At 71.5% G+C, this 25440-nt stretch carries 24 protein-coding genes; 11 read left to right on the top strand and 13 right to left on the bottom strand.

Annotation, left to right across the window (positions count from 1 at the left end):
* Positions 1-17: 17 nt before the first annotated feature.
* On the top strand, positions 18-1370 hold the full coding sequence (locus ACWD11_RS33125) for a phosphatase PAP2 family protein (protein WP_451287537.1): 1353 nt from the start codon (positions 18-20) through the stop codon (positions 1368-1370).
* Positions 1371-1455: 85 nt separating this feature from the next.
* Here the strand turns inward: ACWD11_RS33125 and ACWD11_RS33120 are convergent, their stop codons facing one another.
* Entirely contained in the window at positions 1456-2184 is a 729-nt protein-coding gene (locus ACWD11_RS33120; RefSeq protein ID WP_389420293.1) for a TioE family transcriptional regulator, read from the bottom strand.
* A 58-nt stretch (positions 2185-2242) separates the two neighbouring features.
* Here ACWD11_RS33120 and ACWD11_RS33115 point away from each other — a divergent pair, with 58 nt between their 5' ends.
* Positions 2243-3433 (top strand): erythromycin esterase family protein, encoded by a 1191-nt coding sequence (locus ACWD11_RS33115; RefSeq protein ID WP_451287535.1) that lies wholly within the window; start codon positions 2243-2245, stop codon positions 3431-3433.
* A gap of 29 nt (positions 3434-3462) precedes the next feature.
* Here the strand turns inward: ACWD11_RS33115 and ACWD11_RS33110 are convergent, their stop codons facing one another.
* Positions 3463-4965 carry a metallophosphoesterase family protein gene (locus ACWD11_RS33110; protein ID WP_389420295.1) on the bottom strand — a complete coding sequence of 501 codons (1503 nt, stop codon included), beginning with the start codon at positions 4963-4965 and terminating at the stop codon, positions 3463-3465.
* Positions 4966-5175: 210 nt separating this feature from the next.
* Here ACWD11_RS33110 and argG point away from each other — a divergent pair, with 210 nt between their 5' ends.
* A complete protein-coding gene (gene argG / locus ACWD11_RS33105; RefSeq protein ID WP_389420296.1) occupies positions 5176-6618 on the top strand; it encodes an argininosuccinate synthase in 1443 nt (480 codons plus the stop codon).
* 350 nt (positions 6619-6968) lie between these two features.
* Positions 6969-7910, top strand: coding sequence for a DMT family transporter (locus tag ACWD11_RS33100; RefSeq protein ID WP_451287532.1), 942 nt, complete (start codon positions 6969-6971; stop codon positions 7908-7910).
* Here ACWD11_RS33100 and nadE read toward each other — a convergent pair whose 3' ends face one another.
* On the bottom strand, positions 7911-8723 hold the full coding sequence (nadE, locus tag ACWD11_RS33095) for an ammonia-dependent NAD(+) synthetase (protein ID WP_451287530.1): 813 nt from the start codon (positions 8721-8723) through the stop codon (positions 7911-7913).
* On the bottom strand, positions 8720-9658 hold the full coding sequence (locus tag ACWD11_RS33090; protein WP_451287528.1) for an SMP-30/gluconolactonase/LRE family protein: 939 nt from the start codon (positions 9656-9658) through the stop codon (positions 8720-8722). Before ACWD11_RS33090 ends, nadE begins: the two co-directional genes overlap by 4 nt.
* A gap of 96 nt (positions 9659-9754) precedes the next feature.
* Here ACWD11_RS33090 and ACWD11_RS33085 point away from each other — a divergent pair, with 96 nt between their 5' ends.
* Positions 9755-10189: an Lrp/AsnC family transcriptional regulator gene (locus ACWD11_RS33085; protein ID WP_389420300.1), complete on the top strand. Its 435-nt coding sequence runs from the start codon at positions 9755-9757 to the stop codon at positions 10187-10189.
* Between the two features lie 178 nt (positions 10190-10367).
* Positions 10368-12761 (top strand): ATP-binding cassette domain-containing protein, encoded by a 2394-nt coding sequence (locus tag ACWD11_RS33080; protein WP_451287526.1) that lies wholly within the window; start codon positions 10368-10370, stop codon positions 12759-12761.
* Positions 12762-12765: 4 nt separating this feature from the next.
* On the opposite strand, the gene ACWD11_RS33075 is transcribed toward ACWD11_RS33080, so the two are convergent.
* From ACWD11_RS33075 to ACWD11_RS33065, 3 genes are all read right to left on the bottom strand, one after another.
* Positions 12766-13545: an SDR family NAD(P)-dependent oxidoreductase gene (locus tag ACWD11_RS33075; protein ID WP_451287524.1), complete on the bottom strand. Its 780-nt coding sequence runs from the start codon at positions 13543-13545 to the stop codon at positions 12766-12768.
* 109 nt (positions 13546-13654) lie between these two features.
* On the bottom strand, positions 13655-14419 hold the full coding sequence (locus tag ACWD11_RS33070) for a dienelactone hydrolase family protein (protein WP_451287522.1): 765 nt from the start codon (positions 14417-14419) through the stop codon (positions 13655-13657).
* Positions 14420-14530: 111 nt separating this feature from the next.
* Complete coding sequence (locus ACWD11_RS33065) at positions 14531-15151, bottom strand: L-threonylcarbamoyladenylate synthase (protein ID WP_389420304.1); 621 nt, start codon at positions 15149-15151, stop codon at positions 14531-14533.
* Positions 15152-15350: 199 nt separating this feature from the next.
* Here ACWD11_RS33065 and ACWD11_RS33060 point away from each other — a divergent pair, with 199 nt between their 5' ends.
* Positions 15351-16859 carry a helix-turn-helix domain-containing protein gene (locus ACWD11_RS33060; protein WP_451287520.1) on the top strand — a complete coding sequence of 503 codons (1509 nt, stop codon included), beginning with the start codon at positions 15351-15353 and terminating at the stop codon, positions 16857-16859.
* 128 nt (positions 16860-16987) lie between these two features.
* On the opposite strand, the gene ACWD11_RS33055 is transcribed toward ACWD11_RS33060, so the two are convergent.
* From ACWD11_RS33055 to ACWD11_RS33030, 6 genes are read right to left on the bottom strand one after another with little or no spacing between them, the layout of a single operon-like run.
* Complete coding sequence (locus ACWD11_RS33055; RefSeq protein WP_389420306.1) at positions 16988-18223, bottom strand: cytochrome P450 family protein; 1236 nt, start codon at positions 18221-18223, stop codon at positions 16988-16990.
* Positions 18220-19458: a cytochrome P450 family protein gene (locus ACWD11_RS33050; RefSeq protein WP_389420307.1), complete on the bottom strand. Its 1239-nt coding sequence runs from the start codon at positions 19456-19458 to the stop codon at positions 18220-18222. The genes ACWD11_RS33055 and ACWD11_RS33050 overlap by 4 nt, the downstream gene beginning before the upstream one ends.
* Positions 19455-20063: a GTP-binding protein gene (locus ACWD11_RS33045; RefSeq protein WP_351985524.1), complete on the bottom strand. Its 609-nt coding sequence runs from the start codon at positions 20061-20063 to the stop codon at positions 19455-19457. The genes ACWD11_RS33050 and ACWD11_RS33045 overlap by 4 nt, the downstream gene beginning before the upstream one ends.
* Positions 20035-20397 (bottom strand): DUF742 domain-containing protein, encoded by a 363-nt coding sequence (locus ACWD11_RS33040; RefSeq protein ID WP_250076951.1) that lies wholly within the window; start codon positions 20395-20397, stop codon positions 20035-20037. The genes ACWD11_RS33045 and ACWD11_RS33040 overlap by 29 nt, the downstream gene beginning before the upstream one ends.
* A complete protein-coding gene (locus ACWD11_RS33035; RefSeq protein WP_389420308.1) occupies positions 20394-20816 on the bottom strand; it encodes a roadblock/LC7 domain-containing protein in 423 nt (140 codons plus the stop codon). Before ACWD11_RS33035 ends, ACWD11_RS33040 begins: the two co-directional genes overlap by 4 nt.
* Positions 20813-22168 (bottom strand): ATP-binding protein, encoded by a 1356-nt coding sequence (locus ACWD11_RS33030; protein WP_451287516.1) that lies wholly within the window; start codon positions 22166-22168, stop codon positions 20813-20815. Before ACWD11_RS33030 ends, ACWD11_RS33035 begins: the two co-directional genes overlap by 4 nt.
* A 320-nt stretch (positions 22169-22488) precedes the next feature.
* Between ACWD11_RS33030 and ACWD11_RS33025 the strand changes: the two genes are divergently transcribed.
* The 4 genes from ACWD11_RS33025 to ACWD11_RS33010 all read left to right on the top strand — a co-directional run bounded on the left by ACWD11_RS33025 (position 22489) and on the right by ACWD11_RS33010 (position 25403).
* Positions 22489-22725 (top strand): hypothetical protein, encoded by a 237-nt coding sequence (locus ACWD11_RS33025; protein WP_389420310.1) that lies wholly within the window; start codon positions 22489-22491, stop codon positions 22723-22725.
* Positions 22726-22846: 121 nt separating this feature from the next.
* Positions 22847-23200: an ArsR/SmtB family transcription factor gene (locus tag ACWD11_RS33020; RefSeq protein ID WP_389420311.1), complete on the top strand. Its 354-nt coding sequence runs from the start codon at positions 22847-22849 to the stop codon at positions 23198-23200.
* Entirely contained in the window at positions 23193-23837 is a 645-nt protein-coding gene (locus ACWD11_RS33015) for an SRPBCC family protein (RefSeq protein ID WP_389420312.1), read from the top strand. The genes ACWD11_RS33020 and ACWD11_RS33015 overlap by 8 nt, the downstream gene beginning before the upstream one ends.
* A 192-nt stretch (positions 23838-24029) precedes the next feature.
* Positions 24030-25403, top strand: coding sequence for an endo-1,4-beta-xylanase (locus ACWD11_RS33010; protein WP_451287513.1), 1374 nt, complete (start codon positions 24030-24032; stop codon positions 25401-25403).
* Positions 25404-25440: the final 37 nt, after the last annotated feature.

The raw sequence follows: 25440 nt of genomic DNA, 5'->3' as shown, positions 1-25440 counted from the left end.
GCGGGGCCACACCGTCCGTGTGGCGTCGACCACGGACGGGACTCTGGGCCGCGGCGGGCGTCGTGGCCCTCGCCTTCCTCATCGCGCTGGAATTCGCCTCGCGCCATTACGGCCTGCCGGGACCGATCACCAACCAGGCGCGAGAGGTGCTCTTCGCCCCCAAATCGGGTGGCCTGCTGTACGCCTCGATGGCGTTGATGATGGTGGTCCTCACCTGGCGGCAACGCTTCCTCGCGGTCGGCGCCGCGATCGCTGTCGACCTCGCCTTTCTGCTGGTCCGTTGGACGTTCGACATCAAGATCACCGAAGGGCACCCCTTCGGAAATGGCGCGCTGTGGGTGATCCTGGGCTGCGCGGTCATCGCCGTCACGCGCCGCACCGGCCGGGAACGCCTCCTGCTGCTGAAGGGCGTCGGACTGGCCCTGCTGCTGATGGCCGGCCGTAAGACCGGCGACACCTGGCTGTTCATCACCTCGCAGACCCGGCCGTCGGTGCTCGACCAGTACGTGGCGACCGCCGACCAGGCGCTCGGCAACCCGTCCTGGCTGGTGGGGTGGGTCGTCGAGGCGAGCGGCCCCGTCGGGTTCAACATCCTCGACTTCGTCTACGGCCAGCTCCCGGTGGCCGCGGTCGTCGTCGCGCTGTATCAACTCCGCGGCGTGGCGGCGGACCGGTGCTTTCCCCGCCACCACCTGGTGCGCACCTTTCTGGTGATCGGCCTCGTCGGACCGGCCTTCTACATGATCTACCCGGTGGTCGGACCGCTCTTCGCCTACGGCACCGGCACCGAACAATGGGCGGCGGTCAGCCTGTGGGCGCCGGAATCGACGCCCAGCGTGCAGTGGGCGGTCACCAATATCTGGCCCCAGACGCTGCCTCCGATCAGCCCTCCGCAGCACATGCCGTTCGACGGCGTCACCCCCCGGAACTGCATGCCCAGCCTGCACACGGCATGGGCACTGGCCATCTTCATCCACTCCCGCAAGGGCCCGAGGACCCTGCGCTGGGCAGGAACGTTTTGGCTCGTCGCCACGCTCGCCGCGACCCTGGGGTTCGGCTACCACTACGGCGCCGACCTCATCGCCGGCGTGGTCTTCACGCTCACCATCGAGGCGGCACTGCGCACCTTCGACCGGGGCTGGGACCGCTCGGGGATCCGGTTCGTCGCCTACGGCGCGACGGTGTTCGCCGCGCTCCTGCTGTCGTATCGCTGGCTGCCGCTGGAGATGGCGAGGCATCCGTGGCTGTACGGGCCGCTGCTCCTGCTGGCGATGGCCTCCGTGATCTACGGCTATGTCCGCACCGTCGGACCCTGGGACGCCAAGACCGTGCCGACGCGGCAGCCGGAACGGCAGCTCGAACTGATCTGAGCCGTCCGACGGCCGTATCGCACCGAACCGACCCCAGGCCATTGGCCTGGGGTTTCCTTCTGTCCCGAGGGGAGCGACCGAAGCGTCAGCCGCGCTCGCGCAGGTATGCCTCCAGCTCGGCCGCGCCGGTCAGCATCGCTCGTGCGCGGGCGGACAGCCGGCCGCGCCAGTCCCGCAGGGCCGCCTCCAGCGGTTCCGGACCGCCGACCGCCCGCACCTGGGTGATCAGCGGGGCGATCTGCTCCAGCAGGTAACCGCCGCGGCGGAGTTGGTGGACGAGCCGGGCGTCCCGTACCGCGGCTTCGTCGTAGACGCGGTATCCGGTCCGGGGATCGCGGCCCGGGTGCACCAGTCCGGCGCGCTCCCAGGTGCGCAGGGTGGCGGGCCGGATACCGAGCTTCCCGGCCAGGGGGCCGATGAAGGTGCCGCCGGACTCGGCCGCTGTCGTGGGCTCCAGGTCGCGCAGGGCGCGCTCGACGGCGTGCAGGGTGCGGCGGTCTTCGAGGAGCTGGGCGTGACTCTCGTCGATGAGGCGGAACGCCTCCTCGGCCGCGCCCTCGTTCACCGCGCCCTCGTTCACCGCCCGCATGATCTCCGTCGCCGTCCGGTGGCCGTGGCCGGGCACCAGCGCCACGAAGGCGCGCAGGGCCGCCGCGTGCACGGGCGTATAGGTGCGGTACCCGTGGGGTGTACGGGCCGCGGGCGGGAGGATTCCGGCCTCCTCGTAATTCCTGACCGCCTGCGTGGACAGACCGTGCCCGCGGGCCAGATCGACGGGCCTGAGCCGTTCCCCGGTTTGAAGCTTTTTCCCCATGCCCCTGCCGATATCGCGCGAAAGTCTCCACGGAAGCTTCAACGATAGCGTTGAGGGCATGGCGACTGACATCGAGGACGCCGCGCATGCCGTCGACGCTGCCGCGGTCATGAAGCTGCTCCCGCACCGCCCCCGCCTGCTCGCCCTGGGCGAGCCCACCCATGGCGAGGACGCCCTGCTCGACCTGCGCAACGAGCTCTTCCGGCAGCTAGTCGAGCGGCAGGGCTACCGGACGATCGCGATCGAGAGCGACTGTCTGACGGGCCTGGTGGTGGACGACTACGTCACCTCCGGCACGGGCACCCTGGACGACGTCATGGCGCGCGGATTCAGCCACGGATTCGGCGCGTCCACGGCCAACCGCGACCTGGTGAGCTGGATGCGGGCCCACAACGCCGGCCGGCCCGCGTCCGAGCAGCTGCGCTTCGCCGGTTTCGACGGCCCGCTGGAGATCACCGGCGCGGCGAGCCCCCGGCAGGCCCTCACCGCACTCCACGGCTACCTCGCGGCGCACCTGGACGCGGACCTGCTGCCCTGCACGGCGGACACGCTCGACCGCCTGCTCGGCACCGACGACCGCTGGACCGAACCCGCGGCGATGATGGACCCCACCCGGTCCGTGGGCCGGTCGGCCGAGGCCGGTGAGCTGCGCCTGCTGGCCGACGACCTGGCGGCGCTGCTCGACACGGAGCCCCCCCACCTGATCGCGGCGACGTCGTGGGACGACTGGGACCGGGCGCGCCTGCACGGCCGCACCGCGACCGGCCTGCTGCGCTACCACCACTGGATGGCCGACACCTCACCGGCCCGCATGACGCGCCTGGTCGGCCTGCGGGCCCGGATGATGGCCGACAACCTCCACGCCGTCGCCGACCGGGGTCCGGCCCTGCTCTTCGCCCACAACGGCCATCTGCAGCGCCACAAGAGCGTCATGCACCTGGGCGACCTGCGGGTGGAGTGGTGGAGCGCGGGGGCGCTCCTGGACGCGCACCTGGGCGACGAGTACGCCTTCCTGGCCACGGCCCTCGGCACGATCGGGCACCGGGGGGTGAACACCCCGCCCCCGGACACGGTCGAAGGACTCCTGTACTCCCTCCCGGAGAACCACTGCGTCCTGGACGCCCGCCGACTGGCCGGCCTGAACCTCACCTCACGTGTCTCCCCGTGGTTCGGCTACTCCCCGCTGGACCCGGCCCGGCTCGCGGGCATGGACGGGATCGTGTTCGTCAAGGACGTCGAGCAGAGGTAGCGCCCTCGCGCGGGCGCACGGGACCCGGCTCACCCCAGCGGGATCGTCACCTCGTCCTCCACCGGCGGGTCGATCTCCTGCGCCCGGTTGCCGGTCGCCGCGTAACAGCGCAGCCGGATGGACTCGGGCGAGACGTCCACCCGCAGGAAGCACTTGAAGAACGGCGGACTGTACGTCGCCGAGCTTGGTGAGAACAGCGACGTGTAGATCTTGCGCACGGGGAGCCGGAAGCGGGCGGTGCGGTCGGGGCGGCGGCCCGCGCCCAGCAGGGAGGCCACCAGGCGGGTGCGCCGTGTGATGTGCGGCGTCCCCGCCCGGGTGCGGGTGAGCGGGATGCCCAGACGCTCCGCGACCACCGCCGCGGCCTCGGCCTCGGTCAGCGTGAAGAAGCGGCGCAGCCGCAGCCGGCGGCCGTAGAGCCTGCTGTAGAAGGCGAGGGAGTCACCGCGCAGCGGGTAGCAGCGGAAGTCCTGTTCGGTCACGTTCGCCACGTCGACCCGGGGGATGGTGTGCGTGGCGTGCATGAACGCGCCTCCGCCGCCCGAGACGACGTACTGGATCGTCCGTCCCTCGACCCGCACCGGATAGCGCTGGTAGTTGTGGATGTCGCCGCCTATCGCCGCGACATAGCGATGCGCCGGGTCGCGGACGAGGTCGTCCACCGTGCCGCCGCCCTCGATCGCGCAGGGGTGGTACTCGCCGTCGACGTACAGCGGCGAGCCGGTGATCAGGATCTTCGGGCGGGGGTCGCGGGAGACCTCGCGCAGCCAGTCGCCCTGTTCGGCGTCGAGGGTGCCCAGCAGCCCGGTGTCGATGCCTATGATCCGGATCGGTCCCGCGTCGACGGCCCAGTACGGGCCCGGCTGGACCGCCTGCTGGGCCGGCTCCGAGCGCAACTTACGGGCCTCGTCGAGGTGTTGGCCGTCCGTCCGGCTCGGCCGGTGCCACAGCAACGACCGCAGCCAGGCCCTGGTCAGCGCACGCGGTCTCGGCTCGGGCGCGAGCGGCGGGGCGTCGCCGCAGAAGACGCGCATGAAGGCGCCCAGGTCCTCGTACCAGTCGTGGTTGCCGGGTATCGCGTAGATCGGCGCCCGGTAGTCCTGGTACGGGCGGAAGAACTTCGCGCCGTAGTCGTCCGCGCTGCCCGCCGGGTAGATCACGTCACTGGCCAGCACCGCGAAGCTGGTGTCCCGACCCGCCTGCAACATCCCCGGCACGACCGCGTATTGGGGGTCGTCACCCTCGCCGGTGTCCCCGATGACCAGGAAGGAGAAGCGGTCGGGGTCCGTTCGTCCGATCACTTTGTCGGCCGGTGCTCCGGCCGCGGCCCGCTGGGCCACCCAACGGCTGCGGGTCCGGCCCGTCGGATCCCCGAACCAGGAGGCCAGCACGCCGTTGCGGGCCGCCCACAGCATCCTCGGGTCCAGCCAGGAGATCTTGCGGACGTCGGTGGGCATCAGCCGCTGGTACGCGCCGCGTTCCGCGGTTCCCCAGCCGGCGCCTTCGGCGGTATCGCGTGAAGAGTCAGACACCGGTGCACCGTAACAATGATCTAGGGCAGGGTTCGCGGTGAATTCCGAGGAAGCTGCGAGTCAATGGGCTTTACGGGCAAGGTCGTTGGGGCCCGGGTCCGGCGACGTCTGCGCCTTCGCCTTCGCTGTCCGCCCCGGCCTGCCGGTTCCCCTCGCCGTTCCCCAGCACCATGCGTTGCATGTTCATGCGTTGTCGTGCATACTTCTGCTATGTCCAAAGTGCTTACCTCCCTCCCCGTCGGCTCGCGCGTCGGGATCGCCTTCTCCGGGGGCCTCGACACCTCCGTGGCGGTCGCCTGGATGCGCGACAAGGGTGCCGTGCCCTGCACGTACACCGCCGACATCGGCCAGTACGACGAGCCCGACATCGCGTCGGTGCCCGGTCGCGCGAAGACCTACGGCGCCGAGATCGCGCGCCTGGTCGACTGCCGCGCGGCGCTGGTCGAGGAGGGCCTGGCCGCACTGACCTGCGGTGCGTTCCACATCCGCTCGGGCGGACGGGCGTACTTCAACACCACGCCCCTCGGCCGTGCCGTCACCGGCACCCTGCTGGTCCGGGCGATGCTCGAGGACGACGTCCAGATCTGGGGCGACGGCTCGACCTTCAAGGGCAACGACATCGAGCGGTTCTACCGCTACGGCCTGCTCGCCAACCCCCACCTGCGGATCTACAAGCCCTGGCTCGACGCGGACTTCGTGACCGAGCTGGGCGGCCGCAAGGAGATGTCGGAGTGGCTGGCCGCCCACGACCTTCCCTACCGGGACTCGACGGAGAAGGCGTACTCCACGGACGCCAACATCTGGGGTGCCACGCACGAGGCCAAGACCCTGGAGCACCTGGACACCAGCCTGGAGACCGTGCAGCCGATCATGGGCGTGCGGTTCTGGGACCCCGCGGTGGAGATCGCCACCGAGGACGTGACGATCGGCTTCGAGCAGGGCCGCCCGGTCACCGTCAACGGCAAGGAGTTCGCCTCCGCCGTCGACCTAGTGATGGAGGCCAACGCCATCGGCGGCCGGCACGGTCTCGGCATGTCGGACCAGATCGAGAACCGGATCATCGAGGCCAAGAGCCGCGGCATCTACGAGGCGCCCGGCATGGCCCTGCTGCACGCGGCGTACGAGCGGCTCGTGAACGCCATCCACAACGAGGACACCCTCGCCCAGTACCACAACGAGGGCCGTCGCCTCGGCCGGCTGATGTACGAGGGCCGCTGGCTGGATCCGCAGGCGCTGATGATCCGCGAGTCGCTGCAGCGCTGGGTCGGCCAGGCCGTCACCGGCGAGGTGACGCTGCGGCTGCGGCGCGGCGAGGACTACTCGATCCTCGACACCACGGGCCCGATGTTCAGCTACCACCCGGACAAGCTGTCCATGGAGCGCACCGAGGACGCGGCGTTCGGTCCGGTGGACCGGATCGGCCAGCTCACGATGCGCAACCTCGACATCGCCGACTCGCGCACGAAGCTGGAGCTGTACGCCGGTCTCGGCATGGTCGGCGGCCCCCGGTCGGCGTCGGTCGAGGCCACCGGGCCGACCAGCCTGATCGGCGCGCTGACCGAGGGCGGCGCCGAGGCCATCGCGTCCGGCGGCAAGGGCCCCGACAGCGACGAGCTGCTCGACAGCGCGGCCATGGAGTTCGGCACCGACTGACGGTGCGCAAATGCGCGGCGGGTGGGCTCCCTCAGGGACCCACCCGCCGCGCATTTGCGCTGCCCCGTACGCCGCTGAAACCGGTGGCTGAAGTGACTGGGGCTGCCAGGACCCGGGTCAGCAGGGTGTCGTCGATTCTGCTTGATCATCAGTGAGAGCCACCCGGCTGTGTACGATCATCGGGTGAACTCCTACTGGCACGTCGTTCTGCCGCCGCTCTGCGCCTGACGGGCGCGGACATCCCGGTGTGATTCCCGGCCCCGACCGGCCCTCTGGGCGGTCAGGGGTCTGTGTCGTGCGCCCGTTTCGGATCGAGTCCCAGACGCATTCGACGACGGAAGCTCACGACAGTGCCGAACCGTACTTCTCCCCTGACCTCCGTGCGCCCGGCCGCCTCGGCCCCGCGCACCTCCCGTTCCCGTCTCCTCGGCGGGCCCGCGCCGATCCTCGCCTCGACCGTGCTGTGGGGCACGACCGGCACGGTGAGTTCCCTGGCACCGGCCGGTGCCCCGGCGGCGGCCATCGGCTGCGCCGGACTCACCCTCGGCGGGCTCCTGCTGTTCCTCACCTCTCCCGCCGCCCGCACCCTGCCGGCCGCCTGCACCCGCCGCGAGCGCCTGCTGCTCGTCCTCGGCGCGCTGGCGGTGGCCGGATACCCGGTGGCGTTCTACCCGGCGGTGGCCCGCACCGGCGTGGCCGTCGCCACGGTGATCGCGTTGGGCAGTGCCCCGGTCCTCGCCGGGCTGCTCGCCTGGATCACCGGACAGGCCCGGCCGACCGCACGCTGGAGCGGCGCCACCGTGGCCACCGTCCTGGGCTGCACCCTCCTGGTGATGGGTCCCGGGCTCAGCGGACACGGCACGCCGGTCGATCCCACCGGTGTCCTGCTCGCCGCGGCGGGTGGACTGTCCTACGCCGTGTACGCGCTGATCGGCGGCGGGCTGATCAGGCGCGGGCACTCGTCGGACGCGGTCATGGGCGTGCTGTTCGGCGCCGCCGGGCTGCTCGTGGTGCCGCTGCTGCTCTGCGTCGACATGCACTGGCTCGGCACCGCGCGGGGTGCGGCGGTGGCCGGGTATCTCGCTTTGTTCACCGTCTACTTGGCGTACCGCATGTTCGGGTACGGCCTGCGCCGCGCCTCCGCGTCGGTGGCCACGTCGCTGACGCTGGGCGAGCCCGCCGTGGCGGCCGTCATGGCGGTAGCGGTCCTCGGCGAGCGGCTTCCGGCGCTGTCCTGGGGCGGGTTGGTGGTGCTGGCGGCCGGCCTGGTGCTGCTGACGCTGCCCGTGTAGTCAGGGCGCGATCGGCAACTGCCGTTTGTGCGCGGTGAGATGGTAGCGGCGGACGATGGTGGCGTGCGCCGCCTCGTCGACCGGTTTGCCTTCGAGGAAGTCGTCGATGTCGTCGTAGGTGACACCGAGGGCTTCCTCGTCCGGCCGGCCGGGGGCGAGGGTCTCCAGGTCGGCGGTCGGGGTCTTGTGGACCAACTCCGCGGGTGCGCCCAGCGCTTCCGCCACGGCCCGCACCCGCCGCTTGGTGAGACCGGTGAGCGGGACCACGTCCGCCGCGCCGTCGCCGAACTTGGTGAAGAACCCGGAGACCGCCTCGGCGGCGTGGTCGGTGCCGACGACCAGGCCGCCGTGCGCACCGGCCACCGCGTACTGGGCGATCATGCGCTGCCGGGCCTTGATGTTGCCGAGCGCGAAGTCCTGGCCGTGCGCGTCGGGGAAGACGGTGCCGCCGGCCGACAGCGCCTCCATCAAGGCGTCGCTCGCGGGCCGCACATCGACCGTCAGCAGCCGGTCGGGCCGGATGAACTCCAGCGCACGGCGCGCGTCCTCCTCGTCGGCCTGGACGCCGTACGGCAGACGCATCGCGAAGAAGGCCGCGTCCCGTCCGGTCGCGCGGACCCGCTCCACCGCGAGCTGACACAGCCGGCCCGCGGTAGTGGAGTCGACGCCGCCGCTGATGCCGAGCACCAGCGCGCGCAGGCCCGTGGAGGTCAACCGGTCGGCGAGGAAGGCGACCCGGCGCTCGATCTCCCGCGTCGCGTCGAAGTCCGCGGGCACCTGGAGGTCCCCGGCGATGTCCTGCTGCTCGGTCACGGCTGGTCCTTCCGGAGGGCGGTCGGCAGTGCGGGGGCGCCGGTGACCCCCATGACGAGGGAGTACAGGGCGGTGTCGGCGGCGATGAACAGGCGGTTGCGCCGGGCGCCGCCGAAGCGGATGTTGGCGACGACATCGGGGATCAGCAGGCGGCCGAGGAGGGTGCCGTCCGGGTCGTAGCAGTGCACCCCGCCGTCCATCGCCGCGGCCCAGAGCCGGCCGCCGTCGTCGAAGCGGATGTTGTCGAAGTTGCCCATCTTGCACTCGGCGAAGACGTCCCCGTCGGAGAGGGTGTCGTCGTCGCGGACGTCGAAGACGCGGATGTGGTTGGCCCGGCTGTCCGAGACGAACAGTTGCCGCTCGTCCAGCGAGAACACCAGACCGTTCGGCCCGGCGAACCCGTCGGCGACCAGCCGTACCTCGCCGGTGGCGGGGTCCAGCCGGTAGACGTTGCAGGCGCCGATCTCGCTCTCGGCGCGATTGCCCTCGTAGTCGCTGGTGATCCCGAAGTCGGGGTCGGAGAACCAGATCGAGCCGTCGGAGCGTACGGCGGCGTCGTTCGGGCTGTTGAACCGCTTGCCCCGGAAGCGGTCGGCGAGCACGGTGACCGACCCGTCGTGCTCGGTGCGGGTGACCCGGCGGTTGCCCTGCTCGCAGGTGATCAGCCGGCCCTCGCCGTCCAGGGTGTTGCCGTTGGGGTGACCGGCCGGGGAGCGGAAGACGCCGACCGTGCCGGTGGTCTCGTCCCAGCGCAGCAGCCGGTCGTTGGGGATGTCGCTCCACAGCAGGTACCGGCCGGCCGGGACGTACACCGGGCCCTCGGCCCAGCGGCAGCCCTCGTACAGGGTCTCCAGCTTGGAATCGCCCGCGTGGCAGCGGCCCGTGCGGAAGCGCTCATCGAGGATCTCGTACAACTGCGGTCGCTCGCTGGCCATGTCGCCGCCCTTACGTATCGTCGAACACTGGTGTGCAGAACCAAGACTATGCAGAATGACATTCGGTAGATCAAGCAAAACCCAGAAGGAGAATCGGTGGACGACGTCGATCGGCAGTTGCTGGTCCTCCTCCAGCAGGACGCCGCACAGTCGTACGCCGCGCTGGGACAGGCCGTCGGACTGTCCGCGGGCGCGACCCATGAACGCGTCCGCAAGCTGCGCGAGCGGGGCGTCATCCGGCGGACCGCCGTCGAGGTCGATCCGGCGGCGGTGGGAAAGGGCGTGCTCGCCTTCGTGATGGTGGACTCCACGCGGTGGGTGGGCGACTCCGGTGACCGGTTCGCCGCCATCCCGGAGATCCAGGAGGCGCATGTCATCGCGGGCAGCGCCTCGGTCCTGGTCAAGATCAGGACCGCCACCACCGAGGGGCTCCAGGACGTGCTGCGCCGTATCTACGCGATCGACGGCGTGAGCGGCACCCACGCCACCGTCGTCCTGGAGACCTTCTTCGAGCGGCCCGTGCCCCCGTGACGGAACCGGTCGGTCAGAAATGGAGAAGCGCCCGCCCGGCGCCGCGGCTAGCGTGGAGGGTTGATCGGGATCGGCCGAGCGCTGATCCGGCACCGCTTCCCGCGGCGATCGCGTAGCACCTGACGTACTGGTCGAAGCCGGTCAGATCCGGCCAGGCGACCCAGAAGACGGAGAGACGATGACCAGGGCCACCAGAAAAGACACGCAGTCGCCTGCGCCGCACATCGCCGACAGCCACGACATGATCCGCGTGCACGGGGCCCGCGAGAACAACCTCAAGGACGTCAGCATCGAGCTGCCCAAGCGCCGGCTGACGGTCTTCACCGGCGTGTCCGGCTCCGGCAAGAGCTCCCTGGTGTTCGACACGATCGCCGCCGAGTCGCAGCGGCTGATCAACGAGACCTACCCCGCCTTCGTGCAGGGCTTCATGGCGAACCTCGCCCGCCCCGAGGTCGATGTGCTCGACGGTCTGACCACCGTGATCAGCGTCGACCAGCAGCGCATGGGCGCCGACCCGCGCTCCACCGTCGGCACCGCCACCGACGCCAACGCCTTGCTGCGCATCCTCTTCAGCCGCCTGGGCAAGCCGCACATCGGCCCGCCCAGCGCGTACTCCTTCAACACGGCCTCGGTGAAGGCGAGCGGCGCGATCACCGTGCAGCGCGGCGACAAGACCAAGGCCGAGAAGGCGACCTTCGAGCGCACCGGCGGCATGTGCACCCGCTGCGAGGGCCGCGGCAAGGTCTCCGACATCGACCTCACCCAGCTCTACGACGACTCCAAATCGATCTCCGAGGGCGCCTTCACCATCCCCGGCTGGAAGTCGGACAACGTCTGGACCGTCGGCCTCTACGCCCAGTCCGGCTTCCTCGACCCGGACAAGCCGATCCGCCGGTTCACCAAGAAGGAGATGCACGCCTTCCTCTACGGCGAGCCCACAAAGGTGAAGGTCAACGGCGTCAACCTCACCTACGAAGGTCTCATCCCGAAGATCCAGAAGTCCTTCCTGTCCAAGGACAAGGAGGCGATGCAGCCGCACATCCGGGCCTTCGTGGAGCGCGCCGTCACCTTCACCGTCTGTCCCGAGTGCGACGGCAGCCGGCTCAGCGAGGGCGCCCGGTCCTCGAAGATCAAGAAGGTCAGCATCGCCGACGCCTGCGCGATGGAGATCCGCGACCTGGCCGAGTGGGTCCGCGGCATCGAGGAGCCGTCGGTGGCACCGCTGCTCACCGCCCTCCAGCAGACCCTGGACTCCTTCGTGGAGATCGGCCTCGGCTACCTCGCCCTCGACCGGCCGGCCGGCACCCTGTCCGGCGGCGAGGCCCAGCGCGTCAAGATGATCCGCCACCTCGGCTCCGCGCTCACCGACGTCACCTACGTCTTCGACGAGCCCACCATCGGCCTGCACCCCCATGACATCCAGCGGATGAACAACCTGCTGCTCAGGCTGCGGGACAAGGGCAACACCGTGCTCGTCGTGGAGCACAAGCCCGAGGCCATCGCGATCGCCGACCACGTCGTCGACCTCGGCCCCGGCGCCGGTACGGCCGGCGGCACCATCTGCTTCGCCGGCACCCTCGACGGCCTGCGCGCCTCCGGCACCGTCACCGGCCGCCACCTCGACGACCGGGCCGCCCTGAAGGACACGGTCCGCAAGTCCACCGGCGCCCTGGAGATCCGCGGCGCGAGCGCCAACAACCTGCGGAACGTGGACGTCGACATCCCGCTCGGGGTGCTGACCGTCGTCACCGGCGTCGCGGGCTCCGGCAAGAGCTCGCTGATCCACGGATCCGTCCCGGCCGCCGAGGGCGTGGTCTCGGTCGACCAGAGCCCGATCCGCGGCTCGCGGCGCAGCAACCCGGCGACGTACACCGGACTGCTCGACCCGATCCGCAAGGCCTTCGCCAAGGCCAACGGCGTGAAGCCGGCCCTGTTCAGCGCCAACTCCGAGGGCGCCTGCCCCACCTGCAACGGCGCCGGCGTCATCTACACCGACCTGGCCATCATGCAGAGCGTCGCCACGTCCTGCGAGGAATGCGAGGGCAAGCGGTTCCAGGCCGCGGTGCTGGAGTACCACCTCGGCGGCCGCGACATCAGCGAGGTGCTCGGGATGTCGGTGACCGAGGCGGAGGAGTTCTTCGGCTCCGGCGACGCGCGCACCCCGGCCGCGCACGCCATCCTCAGCCGCCTCGCCGACGTCGGCCTCGGCTACCTCACTCTCGGCCAGCCGCTGACCACGCTGTCCGGCGGCGAGCGGCAGCGGCTGAAGCTGGCCACGCACATGGCCGACAAGGGCGGCATCTACGTCCTTGACGAACCGACCACCGGCCTCCACCTCGCCGACGTCGAGCAGCTGCTCGGGCTGCTGGACCGGCTCGTGGACTCCGGCAAGTCCGTCATCGTCATCGAGCACCACCAGGCCGTCATGGCCCACGCCGACTGGATCATCGACCTGGGCCCCGGCGCCGGCCACGACGGCGGCAGGATCGTCTTCGAGGGCACCCCCGCCGACCTGGTCGCCGACCGCGCCACCCTCACCGGCCGGCACCTGGCGGAGTACGTCGGCGCCTGACCGGTCAGTGGACGGAGAGACCGCCGTCGACGAACAGGGCCTGGCCGGTGACATAGGCGGAGGCGCGGCTCGCGAGGAACACCGCCGCCCCCGCGAAGTCCTCGGCCAGGCCGTTGCGTCCGATCATCGTGCGGGCGGCCAGCGCCGCCACCTTCTCCGGGTCGGAGGACAGCCGCCGGTTCAGCGGTGTCATCACGAACCCCGGCACCAGCGTGTTGCAGGTGACGCCGTACGGCGACCAGGCCTCCGCCTGTGACCGGGCCAGCGACTCCAGCGCCCCCTTGGAGACGCCGTAGGCGCCGCTCTGCACGAACGCCCGGTGCGCCTGCTGCGAGGTGACGTGGATGATCCGCCCGAAGCCGCGCTCGGCCATCCCCGGCCCGAACCGCCGGCCCAGCAGAAAGGGCGCCTCCAGGTTCACGGCCATCGTGGTGTCCCAGACGTCCTCGTCCAGCTCGGTCATGGGGGGCCGCAGATTGATCCCGGCGCAGTTCACCAGGATGTCGGGCTCCCCGAACACCCCGGCCGCCTCCTCGGCCCCCGCCCGCACGCCCGTACGCGTGCCCAGATCGGCGCTCACCCAGCCGGCTCGGCAGCCGTCACCGGTCAACTCCTCGACCGTCGCGGTCAGTTCCGCCTCCTTGCGGGCGAGGACCACGACACTCGCCCCGGCGCGGGCGAGGGCACCGGCGATGGCCCGCCCGATGCCGGAGCTGCCGCCGGTCACCAGGGCGACGTGGCCGTCGAGGGAGAACAGTTCGGAGAGATAGGGCTGCGAGGTCATGGCCGCACCTTAGATCGGGCAGGTGTCAGCCGCCCATCAGGTTTCCCTCCAGCGGAGCGAGCAGGTGTCAGCCGCCCGCCAGGTTGCGCTTCGGTAGATCGAGCACGTGTCAGGCGCCCACCAGATTTCGCTTCAGCAGATCGAGCAGCGCCGCCCAGTGCCGCTCGTCCGCCTCCTGGCTGTAGGCCGCGGTGTCGGCCTGGGTGAAGCCGTGGTGGGCGCCCGGATAGACCTCGCAGCGATGGCGGACGCCGGCCGCGGCCAGCGCCTGCTGAAGACGCTCCTGCTGGTCCTCGGGCAGGGCGGGGTCCTGGTCCGCGTGGCCGAAGTACAGCTCGGCGGTGATGCGTCCGGCGAGCAGGTGCGGGCTGTCGGGGGTGCCGGTGGCGAGGCGCCCGCCGTGGAAACCGGCCGCCGCGGCGATCCGCTCCGGGTAGGTCCCGGCGGTGAGCAGCGCCAGCCGGGCACCCATGCAGTAGCCGGTCAGCCCCACCGGGCCCTCGGCGGCCACCGGGCTCTCGGCGAGCCAGGCCAGACAGGCACCGGCGTCCCGCATCGCGAGCTCGGGCGTCAGGGCCCGCATGACCGGCCCGAGCCGCTCGAAGATCTCCGGACGCGCCGACGGGTCGATGAACTCGGGCAACTCCACGACGGGGGCGCGGCCGTGACGGTAGAACACGTTCGGCACCAGGACCGTGTAACCGGCCCCCGCGAGCCGGTCGGCCATGGCCCGCAGCCGCGGCCGGAGCCCGAAGGCGTCCATGTAGAGCAGGACGGCGGGGTGCGGGGCGCCGTCACCGGGGTGGGCGAGGTAGGCGTCGGCGGTGCCGTCCCCGGTGGCGATGCCGACGGCGGTTCCCTGTACGACGGTCATGGCGCGGTCGTGCCTCTCTGCGGAGGGAGCGGGCGACGGCCCGCCCCTGGGCGGGGCCGGGTCGGGGCCATCGTTCCACGCGTCACCGCAGGCCACACGGCCGCCCCGGCCTCACTCGAAGCGTGAGACGTCACCGGCGCCGCGCCGTACGATCTCGGCCTCCCCGCCAGAGAAGTCGATGACCGTCGTCGGCTCGGTACCGCACTCCCCGGAGTCGACGACCGCGTCCAGCACATGGTCCAGCCGGTCCTTGATCTCCCAGCCCTGTGTCATCGGCTCGTCCTCGTCGGGCAGGAGCAGGGTGCTGGACAGCAGCGGCTCGCCCAGCTCGGCGAGGAGCGCCTGGGTGACGACATGGTCGGGGATGCGCACGCCGACGGTCTTCTTCTTCGGGTGCTGGAGCATGCGCGGCACCTCGCGGGTCGCGGGCAGGATGAAGGTGTAACTGCCCGGCGTGGAGGCCTTGATGGCGCGGAACACGTCGTTGTCGATCCGCACGAACTGGCCGAGCTGCGCGAAGTCCTGGCACACCAGGGTGAAGTGGTGCCGGTCGTCCAGCCGGCGGATGGACCGGATCCGCTCCACCCCGTCACGGCTGCCCAGCCGGCAGCCGAGGGCGTAGCAGGAGTCCGTCGGGTACGCGATCAGCGCGTCGGCCCGGACGCTGTCGGCGACCTGGGAGACGACACGCGGCTGGGGGTTGTCGGGGTGCACATCGAAGTACTTCGCCATCCGCCGAGCCTAAGCCCTGCCCCGGGCCGGGACACGCAGGGCAGGCCCGCGCACGCGCCAGGCCCGGTGCCCGGCGCCTGAAGCGGCCCGTTTTGGGAACCCGTCCCCGCCGGGAACGTCGGCGGCCGGTTCGGTGGGTGTGAGGTAACGTCCCGGACCGGTACGCCGGAAACGGGACGAAAGACGAGGAAGGCCGATCGTGACAGGCCGAGCGGATGCGAGCCGTCGTGCGGAGGTGCGGGGCGCGGCGTGGGAACGGGAGTTGCTGGAGCTGCTGCGGCCGGGCGGGCAGCGCGTCCGGCAGGTCGTCGCCTGGCTCGCCGACGCCGTCGGCGGCACGGCCTGTCTGTACGACGGATCCGGAGCCGTCCTCGCGGGGACCTCGCTGGACAGCGGCCCGTTCGAGGACCTGTTCGACGACATGGTCGCCGGCCGGATCGCCTCCGCCGCGTGGGAGGGGCCGGGGCGTCATCTGCGGCTGGTCCGGGTGGCGGCGTCGGCGGGTGTGCTGACCGTCTCCCGCCCGGTTCCGTTCGACCGGCGGGCCTCCGAGATCGTCACCCACACCGTCCAGGTGCTCGATGTGCTGCTCAGGGCCCATGAGTCGGCGGTCGCCGTGCACCGGCTCGAACGCGCCACGTCCGACCTGCGCCTGGCCATCCTGCAGCTGCTGATGGTCGAGGACACCGTCGCCGCCCGCCGGGTCGCCGCGGGACTGTGGCCCGGGCTGCTCGACACGGACACCGCCTGTGTGTACGTCGTCGAGAGCCGTCCCGAGGAACGCGACGGGCTCGCCGAGGAGTGCCGGGACGCGACGGGGGAGCAGGCGCTGGTCGTGCGGTGCCCCGCGAGGGACGAGCACGTCATCGTCGTCACCCCCAGGGAGGCGGTGGCCGGTGCCCTGCGCTCGCTGATCGGCCCCCGCCCGCGGGTCTTCCTCGGCGGCAGCGCCCGGCAGAGCCTGGCCAGGACCGCCACCGCCTACGGACAGGCCGTCAGCGCGCTGGCCGTGGCGCACTTCCGGCCGGACAAGGCCGCGGTGTACGCCGAACGCACCCACCCCGAGCGCCTGATGGCCCCCGACGCCCTGCGCGGCTGGACGCTGCGGGTGCTCGGCCCGCTCGCCGGCCTGCCCCATCACACCCACACGGAACTGCTCGCCACCACCCGTCTGGGCCTTGAGTTCACCGCGGTCAGCGCCGCCAAGGTGCTCGGCGTCAGCCGCAACACCGTCCGGGCCCGGATGGAACGCGTCGAGGCCCTGCTGGGCACCGACTTCTCCGACCTCACGGCCCGTGCCGTCGTCCATCTCGCGCTCAACAGCCAGGAGAGCCTGGCCCATGGTGCGGACGACCGGGCCCCCGTGTCCGCCGACCTCGGCGAGCTGCTCACCGGACCCGCGATGCGCGCCTGGGCGCACGACCTGCTGGCCCGCCTGGACGCCGACGCCCGCGACCTGCGCCGCACCCTGCGCACCTGGATCGCGGCCGGCGGCAACGCCGAGCGCGCCGCGCAGGCGCTGGGCGTCCACGCGCAGACCGTGCGCGAGCACGTCCGTGCCGCGGAGCCCGTCCTGGAACGGCAGCTCCTGGCCGGCGGCGGCGACCTGTACGAGGTCGTGCTCGCCCACCTGGCGGCGGGCGACCTCGATCCGCCCACCCTGCACGGGGCCAAGCAGGGCGAACCGGACTCACTTGTGCACAGGTGAGCCCCGCGCTCCCGACAGCGGGCATCGACGCGGTTCCCAAGGGGCCCGCGACGGACGTAGGTTCAACGAGCCGCGGGGGGCGCGACCGGAACGGGGGACCGGTCGGCCCTCGCGCGGCTGTCTCCGGGTCACTCGCCCAGCAGTACCGGAATCTCCCGCCAGCCGAAGGCGATGAACGACGGCACCTGACGCAGGTCGTCCGCGTCGACCGCGAGCCGCAGGCCGGGGAACCGGTCGAACAGGGCCGGCAGGGCGGTGAGTGCCTCCACCCGGGCCAGGGGAGCGCCGATGCAGCGGTGCACGCCGATGCCGAACGCCAGATGGTCGTCGGCGCCGCGTGCCGCGTCGAAGGTGTCCGCGTCCGGGCCGTAGTGCGCCGGATCCAGGCCCGCGGCGGCGTACGTCGTGATGATGGCGTCCCCGGCCGGGATCGTGACGCCCGCGACCTCCACGTCGGTGACCGCGAACCGCAGCGGCAGCGAGGCGATGGACGGGTGGACCCGCAGGGTCTCGTCGACGACGGCGTCCCAGCCGATCTGCCCAGCCCGCACCGCCGCCAGCTGCTCGGGGCGGCGCAGCAGGGCGACGACGGCGTTGCCGATGAGGTTTACCGTCGTCTCGAACCCGGCGCCGATCACCAGCAGCAGCGTGTACAGCAGCTCCTCGTCGCTGAGCCGGTCGCCGTCCTCGTCGCGGACCCGGATCAGCTCGGTCGTCAGATCGTCCCCGGGGTGCTCGCTGCGGTGGGCGATCAGGGCGGGCAGCACCGTGCCGATCTGCCGCTGCACGGACGCGGCGTGCTCGGGGGAGGGGTCCGAGGTGTCCATGATGGCCGCGATCAGCCGGGTGGTGTCGGGCACCAACTCGTCCGGCACGCCGAACAGTTCGCAGATGATCCGCAGCGGGAGGGGATGGGCGAACGCCGCCTTGATGTCCACCGGCTCGGCGTCGGCAGCGGCCACCTGGTCGAGCAGCTCCGTGGTGATCGCCTCGACCCGGGCGCGCATGGCCTGGGTGCGGCGCTGGGTGAAGCTGGGGGCGACCAGCTTGCGCAGCCGGGCGTGGTCGGGGCCGTAGGTGGAGAGCATGTTGACCACGCCGACCCAGCCGAGGATCCAGCCCCAGGAGGGGTGTTCGGAGATCTCGGGCCACAACGTCCAGTGTTTGCGGGGGTCCTTGCTGACCCTGGGGTCGAGGATCAGCTGCTTGAGGGTGTCGTAGCCGGTGGGCGCCCAGGCCGGGATCCCGCCGGGCAGCTCGACGGGCACGACCGGGCCGAGGGCGCGCAACCGGGCGGACTCGGCGGCGATGTCGGAGCCGAACGGGTCGAGGGCGAAGCGTTCGGTGCGGTCGGTGACGGTCACGACGGGCCTCCAGGCAGATCGGGGGAGCGAGGGCTGAACCGCACGGGCAGGGAGGTCAGCGAACGGTGGAAGGGGCCCGGCCGCCAGGTCAGCCGCTCGCGCGGCAGGACCGGTTCGAGGTCGGGCAGCCACTGCGTGAGCCGCTCGATCGCCTCCGTCGCGATCAGCAGCGTGTGCTGCTTGACCGGGCAGGCGTGCGGCCCCGCCGACCAGGACAGGTGTGAGGCGTCCCCCGGGTGCCGGTGGCCGCCGGTGCTCTGCTCGGCGGCGTGCGCGAGTGCCCCGTAGGAGATGACGACGGGGACCGCGGCCCTGATCCACGCGCCGTGGAAGGTCAGCGGCCGGCGGGCGTAGTGGATGCCGTAGTTCGCCAGCGGTGTCTCGTGGTGCAGCACCTCCACCACGGCGTCCATCACCGGGCGGGCGCCGCTGGTGAGGGTGGAGTAGTAGGAGGGGTTGCCGAGGATGCGGGAGAGGGCGTTGGAGACCAGGTTCGCCGTCGGTTCGTGTCCGGCGCCGAGGGTGAGGAACACCTGCCAGGTGACCTCCTCCGGGGTGAGCCCGGCGGGGTGGTCCAGCAGCCAGCTCGGCAGGTCCTCGCCGCGCCGCTCGGCCTTGGCGGCGATCAGCTCCAGCACGTAGCCGCCGAACTCCGCCTCGCCCTCGGCGGCTTCGGAACCGCCCTCCATCATCTTGCCCAGCGCCGCGTTGAGCCGGTCGCTCGCGCTGTCGGGCAGTCCGAAGAGGTTGTTGAACACCAGCGCCATCAGCGGCCGGGCGAAGTCACCGACCAGGTCCGCGTGGCCGCGCGGCCCGATCCGGCCGACCAGCAGCCGCACCGCGCGGTGCACCCGGGCGCGCAGGTCGTGCGGCTCGATCCGGTCGAAGGTGTCGATCAGCGTGGTGCGGTAGCGGACGTGATCAGCGCCGTCGGCGAACAGGGTGTTGGGCCGCCAGCGCATCATGCCGAGCACCGGCGAGTCGTCGGCGACCGTCGCCTCCCACGGCCGCGGGTCGTGCGAGAACGTCTCCGTGTCGTGCAGCAGGTCCAGGGCCGCTCGCCGGTCGGTGACGACGTACGCCGGTACGCCCGGCGCCAACTCGGCCCAGCCGACCGGGCCCTGGGCCCGCAGGTCCTCGTAGTAGCGATAGGGGTCGAGCGCGAAGCCGTCCTCCCACAGCCGCACGGGCGCGGAGCGGGAGAAGGTCTGCTGGGCGGCGGGGTAGGTGGTCACCGGTTCTCCGGAGGGTGGCGGTCGATCAGATGCTGGACCAGGGCGAGCAGGGCGTCGATGGAGGAGTTGGGGTCGCGCGCGTCGCAGGTCACCATCGGCGTGCCCGCCTCCAGGTCCAGCGCGGCGCGCAACTGCGCCTCGGTGTAGTGGTTCGGCGCGTCCGGGAAGGCGTTGAAGGCGACGGCGTACGGCAGCCCGCTCTCCTCGACCAGGCCGAGGACGTCGAAGGAGGCGTCGATCCGGCGGCTGTCGACCAGCACCAGCGCGCCGAGCGCCCCGTAGGCGATGTCGTCCCACAGGGCGCGGAACCGCTCCTGGCCGGGCGTGCCGAAGAGGTAGAGCACGATGCCGTGGTCGAGGCTGATCCGGCCGAAGTCGATGGCGACGGTGGTCGTCGACTTCTCCCGTACCCCCGCCAGATCGTCCACCGGGGCGGACGCCTCGCTGAGCCGCTCCTCGGTGTGCAGCGGCCGGATCTCGGAGACGGAGTCGATCAGTGTGGTCTTGCCCACCCCGAAAGGGCCCGTGACCAGGATCTTCACCAGGTCGCGGGCGGTGTCCGGCAGGTGGATGCCGCTAGTCGTGCTTGAGGGCGCGAAGGCCATCGGCCACTCTCTTCAGCAGGTCGGGGTCGAAGCGCTCGGCGGGCGGGACGGGGGCGCGGGCGAGGACCAGCTCGCGGTCCAGGAGCGCGCCGGCCAGGACCCGCACGGCGGAGACCGGCAGGCGCAGGTGCGCCGCTGCCTCCACCACCGTCAGGGATCCGCCGTCCAGGGCTTCGAGCAGGGCGAGTTCGGCGGCGGGCAGGCCGGCCGGCGCGGGCTCACCGCTGCCGGTGAGCACCGAGAGCCGCTCCAGCTGGGGGCGGCTGGGCCGGGCCACGCCGCCGGTCGAGAGATACGCCGGGACCAGCGGTCGGCCGCCCGGGCGTGCTGTCATGCCGGCGCGCCGCCGTCGGTGCCTCGGGGCGCGGCGGCCATCGCCTTCTCGCCGAGCCGTGCCACCTGGGAGTGCACCCGGTGGGCGAGCAGATCCAGGCGCGTCTCGCCGTCACCGTAGGCGGCGACGCAGGTGCCGTGGTCGGTCGGCACGATCAGCACATAGCCGTGGTCCGATTCGATGACCACCTGCCGCACCTCGGCCCCCTCCCGGTCCGCGAACGCGGCCGCGGCGGTACGGCAGGCCCCCTGCACGGTGCTGGTGATGGCGGCCACCCGCTCGGCCGACGGCTGGGAGAGCGCGTCCGTCCAGCCTTTGACGAGCCCGTCCCGGGTGAGCAGGACGGCGGCCACGACATGCGGCACCTCGAGAATCGGATCCAGAACCCACGCGGTGTCTCCTGTGTCGCGGCCGGTCATCGGGCCGTGCCCCCTTCGTGGTCGTCGCGTTCGGTGTCGTGCTCGGCGGTCTCGGAGCGCGCGGCGGCGGTGGCGGCCTGGAGCCCGCCGAGCGCGGCGGCCGCCTCCTCGGGACGCCGTGCGGTCGGCCGCTGTTCGGCCACGGCCGGCCGGTCGGTGGTCGCCCTGGTGCGGCGGCGGCGCTGGGGCAGCCCTTCGGCGGTGGGCCGCGGGCCGTGGGTCTCCGGCTCGGGCACGTAGTCGTGCGAGGTGCCGCGCGCCGGCTCGTCCTCCTGGGTCCGGCGCGTCGGGCGCGGGGCGCTGGCGGCCGGGGGCCGTGCGTCGGGGTCGATCCGGGTCAGCAGGTGGCTGTCGACGCGCAGGACGCCCCGGACTCCGCCGTAGGGGGAGGGCGAGGAGAGGTCCACGCTCAGGTCGAACTGCCGGGTCAGCTGGCCGATCGCGGCGAGGCCCATGCGCGGGGGATCGCCGAGGTCGGTGAGGAGGATCGGCTCGGTGCCGGCCACCATCCGCTGGGCGCGGGCGCGTTCGTCCTGGGTCATGCCGAGGCCGGCGTCGTCGACGGTGACGCAGACGCCGTGGTGGACGTGTTCCAGGTTGACCACCACGTCGGTGTCCGGCGCGGAGTGCCGCAGGGCGTTGTCCAGCAGCTCGGCGACGATGATCGCGACCGGTTCGACGGCGTGCGAGACCAGGGCGGTGCCGGGTTCGAGGTGGTTGTTGACCCGGACCCGGTGGTAGCCCGCGAGCCGGGCCTGGCCGCCGGTCACCGCGTCCACCACGTGGGATTCCTCGCGGGCCAGCCCCACCCAGGCCCCGCACACCACGGCGGCGACCTGGGCGCGTCGCAGCGACTGCTCGTTCTCGTGGTCCAGTTCGAACAGCGTCTGTGTCAACTCGGGGTCGTCGTACTGCTGTTGCAGACCCCGCAGGGCGTCCTGGAGGCGGTACAGGGCGGCCTGGATCTCCCGGGTCGCCCCGCGCATCCCGGCCTGTGCGGTGGCGTCGACGCGCAGGTGCTGGGCGGTCAGCTCGACGCGCAGCTGGTCCAGCACGTTCTCCATGGCGACGCCGAGGGAGGATCCGGCAGCCCGGAGCTGGAGGGGACCCGGTACCGTGACATGAGGATGGGACAGACGGCGGGCGGCGGCCGGGATGCGCTTGGCCGCCAGATGCTCGATCTCGGCGGCGAACGTCTGCACCACGCCGTCGAGATGGGCGCGCAGGGCGGCGATCTCGTCGCGCTGCACGGCCCGTTGCCGCCGCGACCGGAGCAGACCGCCGCTGAGAGCGAGCGCGGACAGTGTGCCGACGGCCAGACCGCCGGCGGCCAGGTCCGGTAGTTCGATCATCGAATCGGTATCCAGAGAAGTGGGCAGGGGTGGGTGCGAGAACCCCTGACGAGGCGCTCGCAGCACAGTACACACCGTCATCGACCGCTCTCGCACGGTCGATGCGTACTTCGCTCCGAATCCGCCTGCTCTCTGTTCGCTTCTGTGCCAACTGTCTGAATTGCCGCATGGAACAAGCGAGTTGACGCCGACGGCGGCCGGGGTGCGGGATCTATGCGAAAGGTGCGGATCGGCTGACTGGCCGCGGTCGGTGCGGGTACTCGGCGCGCAACGACAGACGGGGCCCACCGAGCCCCGTACCGACGAGGAAGGAGCTCCCCATGGCCAGCAGTGCCGAGACCGGCGGTGTGACCGGTACGCAGGACAAGGACTACAACCTGGTCTGGTACGTCGAGGCGTGCCTGAGCAACGCGCTGCGTCTGGAGTCGTACATCCAGGACGCGGAGCGCGAGAAGGACACCGAGGTCGCGGACCTGTTCCGCAAGGCGCAGGCCGACAGCCGCAAGGGCGCGGAACTGGGCAAGAAGCTCCTGCGCGCCCGCCTCGGCGACAGCTGACCCACGCGCCCCGCACACCGGCCCGGACATCGCCCCGCACGCGATGTCCGGGCTTTCGCGTGCTCCGGCGGCCTTATTTAAGAGTTGCCTTATATAAGCTGCGGGTGGCATAGTCGGTGCCGTGCACGCCTTCGATGTTCTCGGGGACCCGGTCAGACGCCGGATATTGGAACTGCTCGCCACGGGTGAGCGGGCGTCGGGTGAGATAGGCGCCGCCATCCAGGAGGAATTCGGGATCTCGCAGCCGGCCGTCTCCCAGCACCTCAGAGTGCTGCGGGAGAACGGCTTCGCCTCCGTGCGGGCGGAGGGCACCCGGCGGCTGTACGCCGTGGACGCCGCGCCCCTGCGCCAGGTGGACGACTGGCTGGAACGGTTCCGGGGGTTCTGGGAGCAGCGGCTCGACGCGCTCGGTACGGAGCTCGCGCGCGGCAAGCGCGAGCGCAGGCAGCAAGAGGAAGTGAACAGGGATGACTGAGATCGTCGACGAGATCAACCGGCTGCACCGCGAGGTGGGCACCCGGCGAGTCGAGGCGGGCGAGGCTCGTACGGTGGTGCTGCGGCGCTCCTACGACGCCGAGGTCGCCGACGTGTGGGACGCGGTGACCTCTCCCGAGCGCATCGCGCGCTGGTTCCTGCCGGTCAGCGGCGAGTTCCAGGTCGGCGGACGCTATCAGCTGGAAGGTCAGGCCGGCGGCGAGATCCTCCAGTGCGACGAGCCGAACCTGCTCCGGGTGAGCTGGCTGTTCGGCCCCGACCCGGGCTTCAGCGAGGTCCTGCTGCGCCTCACCCCGGAGGGCGAGGAGCGCACCCTGTTGGAGCTCGAGCACGTGGCGGTCGTCCCGGAGGAGTTCTGGGGGCAGTACGGGCCCGGCGCGACCGGCGTCGGCTGGGACATGGTCCTTCTCGGGCTCGGCCTGCACCTCACGGGCGGCGGGCTCAGCCCGGAGCAGGCGCAGGAGTGGGCGATGTCCGACGAGGGCAAGGCGTGCATGACGCGCTCGGGCGAGCTGTGGGGCGCCGCGTACACCGACTCCGGGGCGGACGCGGAGACCGTCGAGTCCACCACCCGGGCGACGATCGCCTTCTACACCGGCACCGAAACACCTTCCTGAATCCTCGAAACTTTCGAGGGCTGGATGTGACGGGTGCCCTAGCTGCTCTTCTTGAGCCAACTGCAAAGCATCGCTACGCAACCCGTTGACGGTGCATCAGGGCACCCGTATGGTCTGCCGCGCCATTCGGAACCGTGACCGAAACTTTCGGCGCGCGGTTCCGGCGTCCAGTCACCGGAAGAAGGGGACGAGATGGTTACCCGCACGTCCATCCGCAAGGCCCCCGAACGCACCGCTCGCACCGCCCTGGTCCTCGGCCTCGCGGGCCTGCTGGCCACCGCCGGCCTCACCGCCCTGTCGGGCCCGGCGCACGCCGCGAGCACCCTCGGCGCCGCGGCGGCCGAGAAGGGCCGCTACTTCGGCACCGCCGTCGCCGCGAACCGCCTCGGCGAAGCCCCGTACGTGTCCACGCTCAACACCGAGTTCAACTCGGTGACGCCCGAGAACGAGATGAAGTGGGACGCCCTGGAGCCCAGCCGCGGCTCCTTCAGCTACGGCTCCGCCGACCAGATCGTCAACCACGCCCTGAACCGGGGCATGAAGGTCCGCGGCCACACCCTGGTCTGGCACTCCCAACTCCCCGGCTGGGTCGGCTCATTGGGGGCCGGCGACCTCAGAACGGCGATGAACAACCACATCACCCAGGTGATGACCCACTGGAAGGGCAAGATCCACTCCTGGGACGTCGTCAACGAGGCCTTCCAGGACGGCTCCAGCGGAGCCCGGCGCAGCTCGCCCTTCCAGGACAAGCTCGGCAACGGCTTCATCGAGGAGGCGTTCCGCACCGCCCGCGCGGCCGACCCGGCCGCCAAGCTCTGCTACAACGACTACAACACCGACGGCGTCAACGCGAAGAGCAATGCCGTCTACAACATGGTCCGCGACTTCAAGGCCCGCGGTGTGCCGATCGACTGCGTCGGCTTCCAGTCCCACTTCAACAGCGCCTCGCCCGTGCCGTCCGACTACCAGGCGAACCTGCAGCGCTTCGCCGACCTCGGCGTCGACGTGCAGATCACCGAGCTCGACATCGAGGGCTCCGGCACCGCCCAGGCCACCAGCTACGGCAACGTCGTGAGGGCCTGTCTCGCGGTCACCCGCTGCACCGGCATCACCGTCTGGGGCGTCACCGACAAGTACTCCTGGCGCGCCTCCGGAACACCCCTGCTGTTCGACGGCAACTACAACAAGAAGCCCGCCTACACGGCCGTACTGACCGCGCTCGGCGGATCCGGATCGGGCGGCGGTGGCGGCGGGGGCAGCGCGTCCTGCTCCGTGACGTACAGCAAGCAGGAGGAGTGGAGCGACCGCTTCAACGGCAGGGTGACCGTCACCGCGGGCAGCTCCGCGATCACCGGCTGGAGCACCACCGTCACGGTCACCTCACCGCAGAAGATCGCCACCACCTGGAACGGCTCGCCCACCTGGGACAGTTCCGGCAACGTCATGACGATGCGCCCGAACGGCAACGGCGCTCTCGCCGCCGGGACCTCGACGAGCTTCGGCTTCACCGTCATGAAGAACGGCAGCAACGCCGCGCCCGTGCTGGGTCCCTGCACGGCGTCCTGACGGACGGCACCACGAGCCCGGCGCGGCACCTCCGCGC

This window comes from Streptomyces sp. NPDC002776, assembly GCF_053592195.1.
This window is presented reverse-complemented; position numbering and strand designations above follow the sequence as displayed.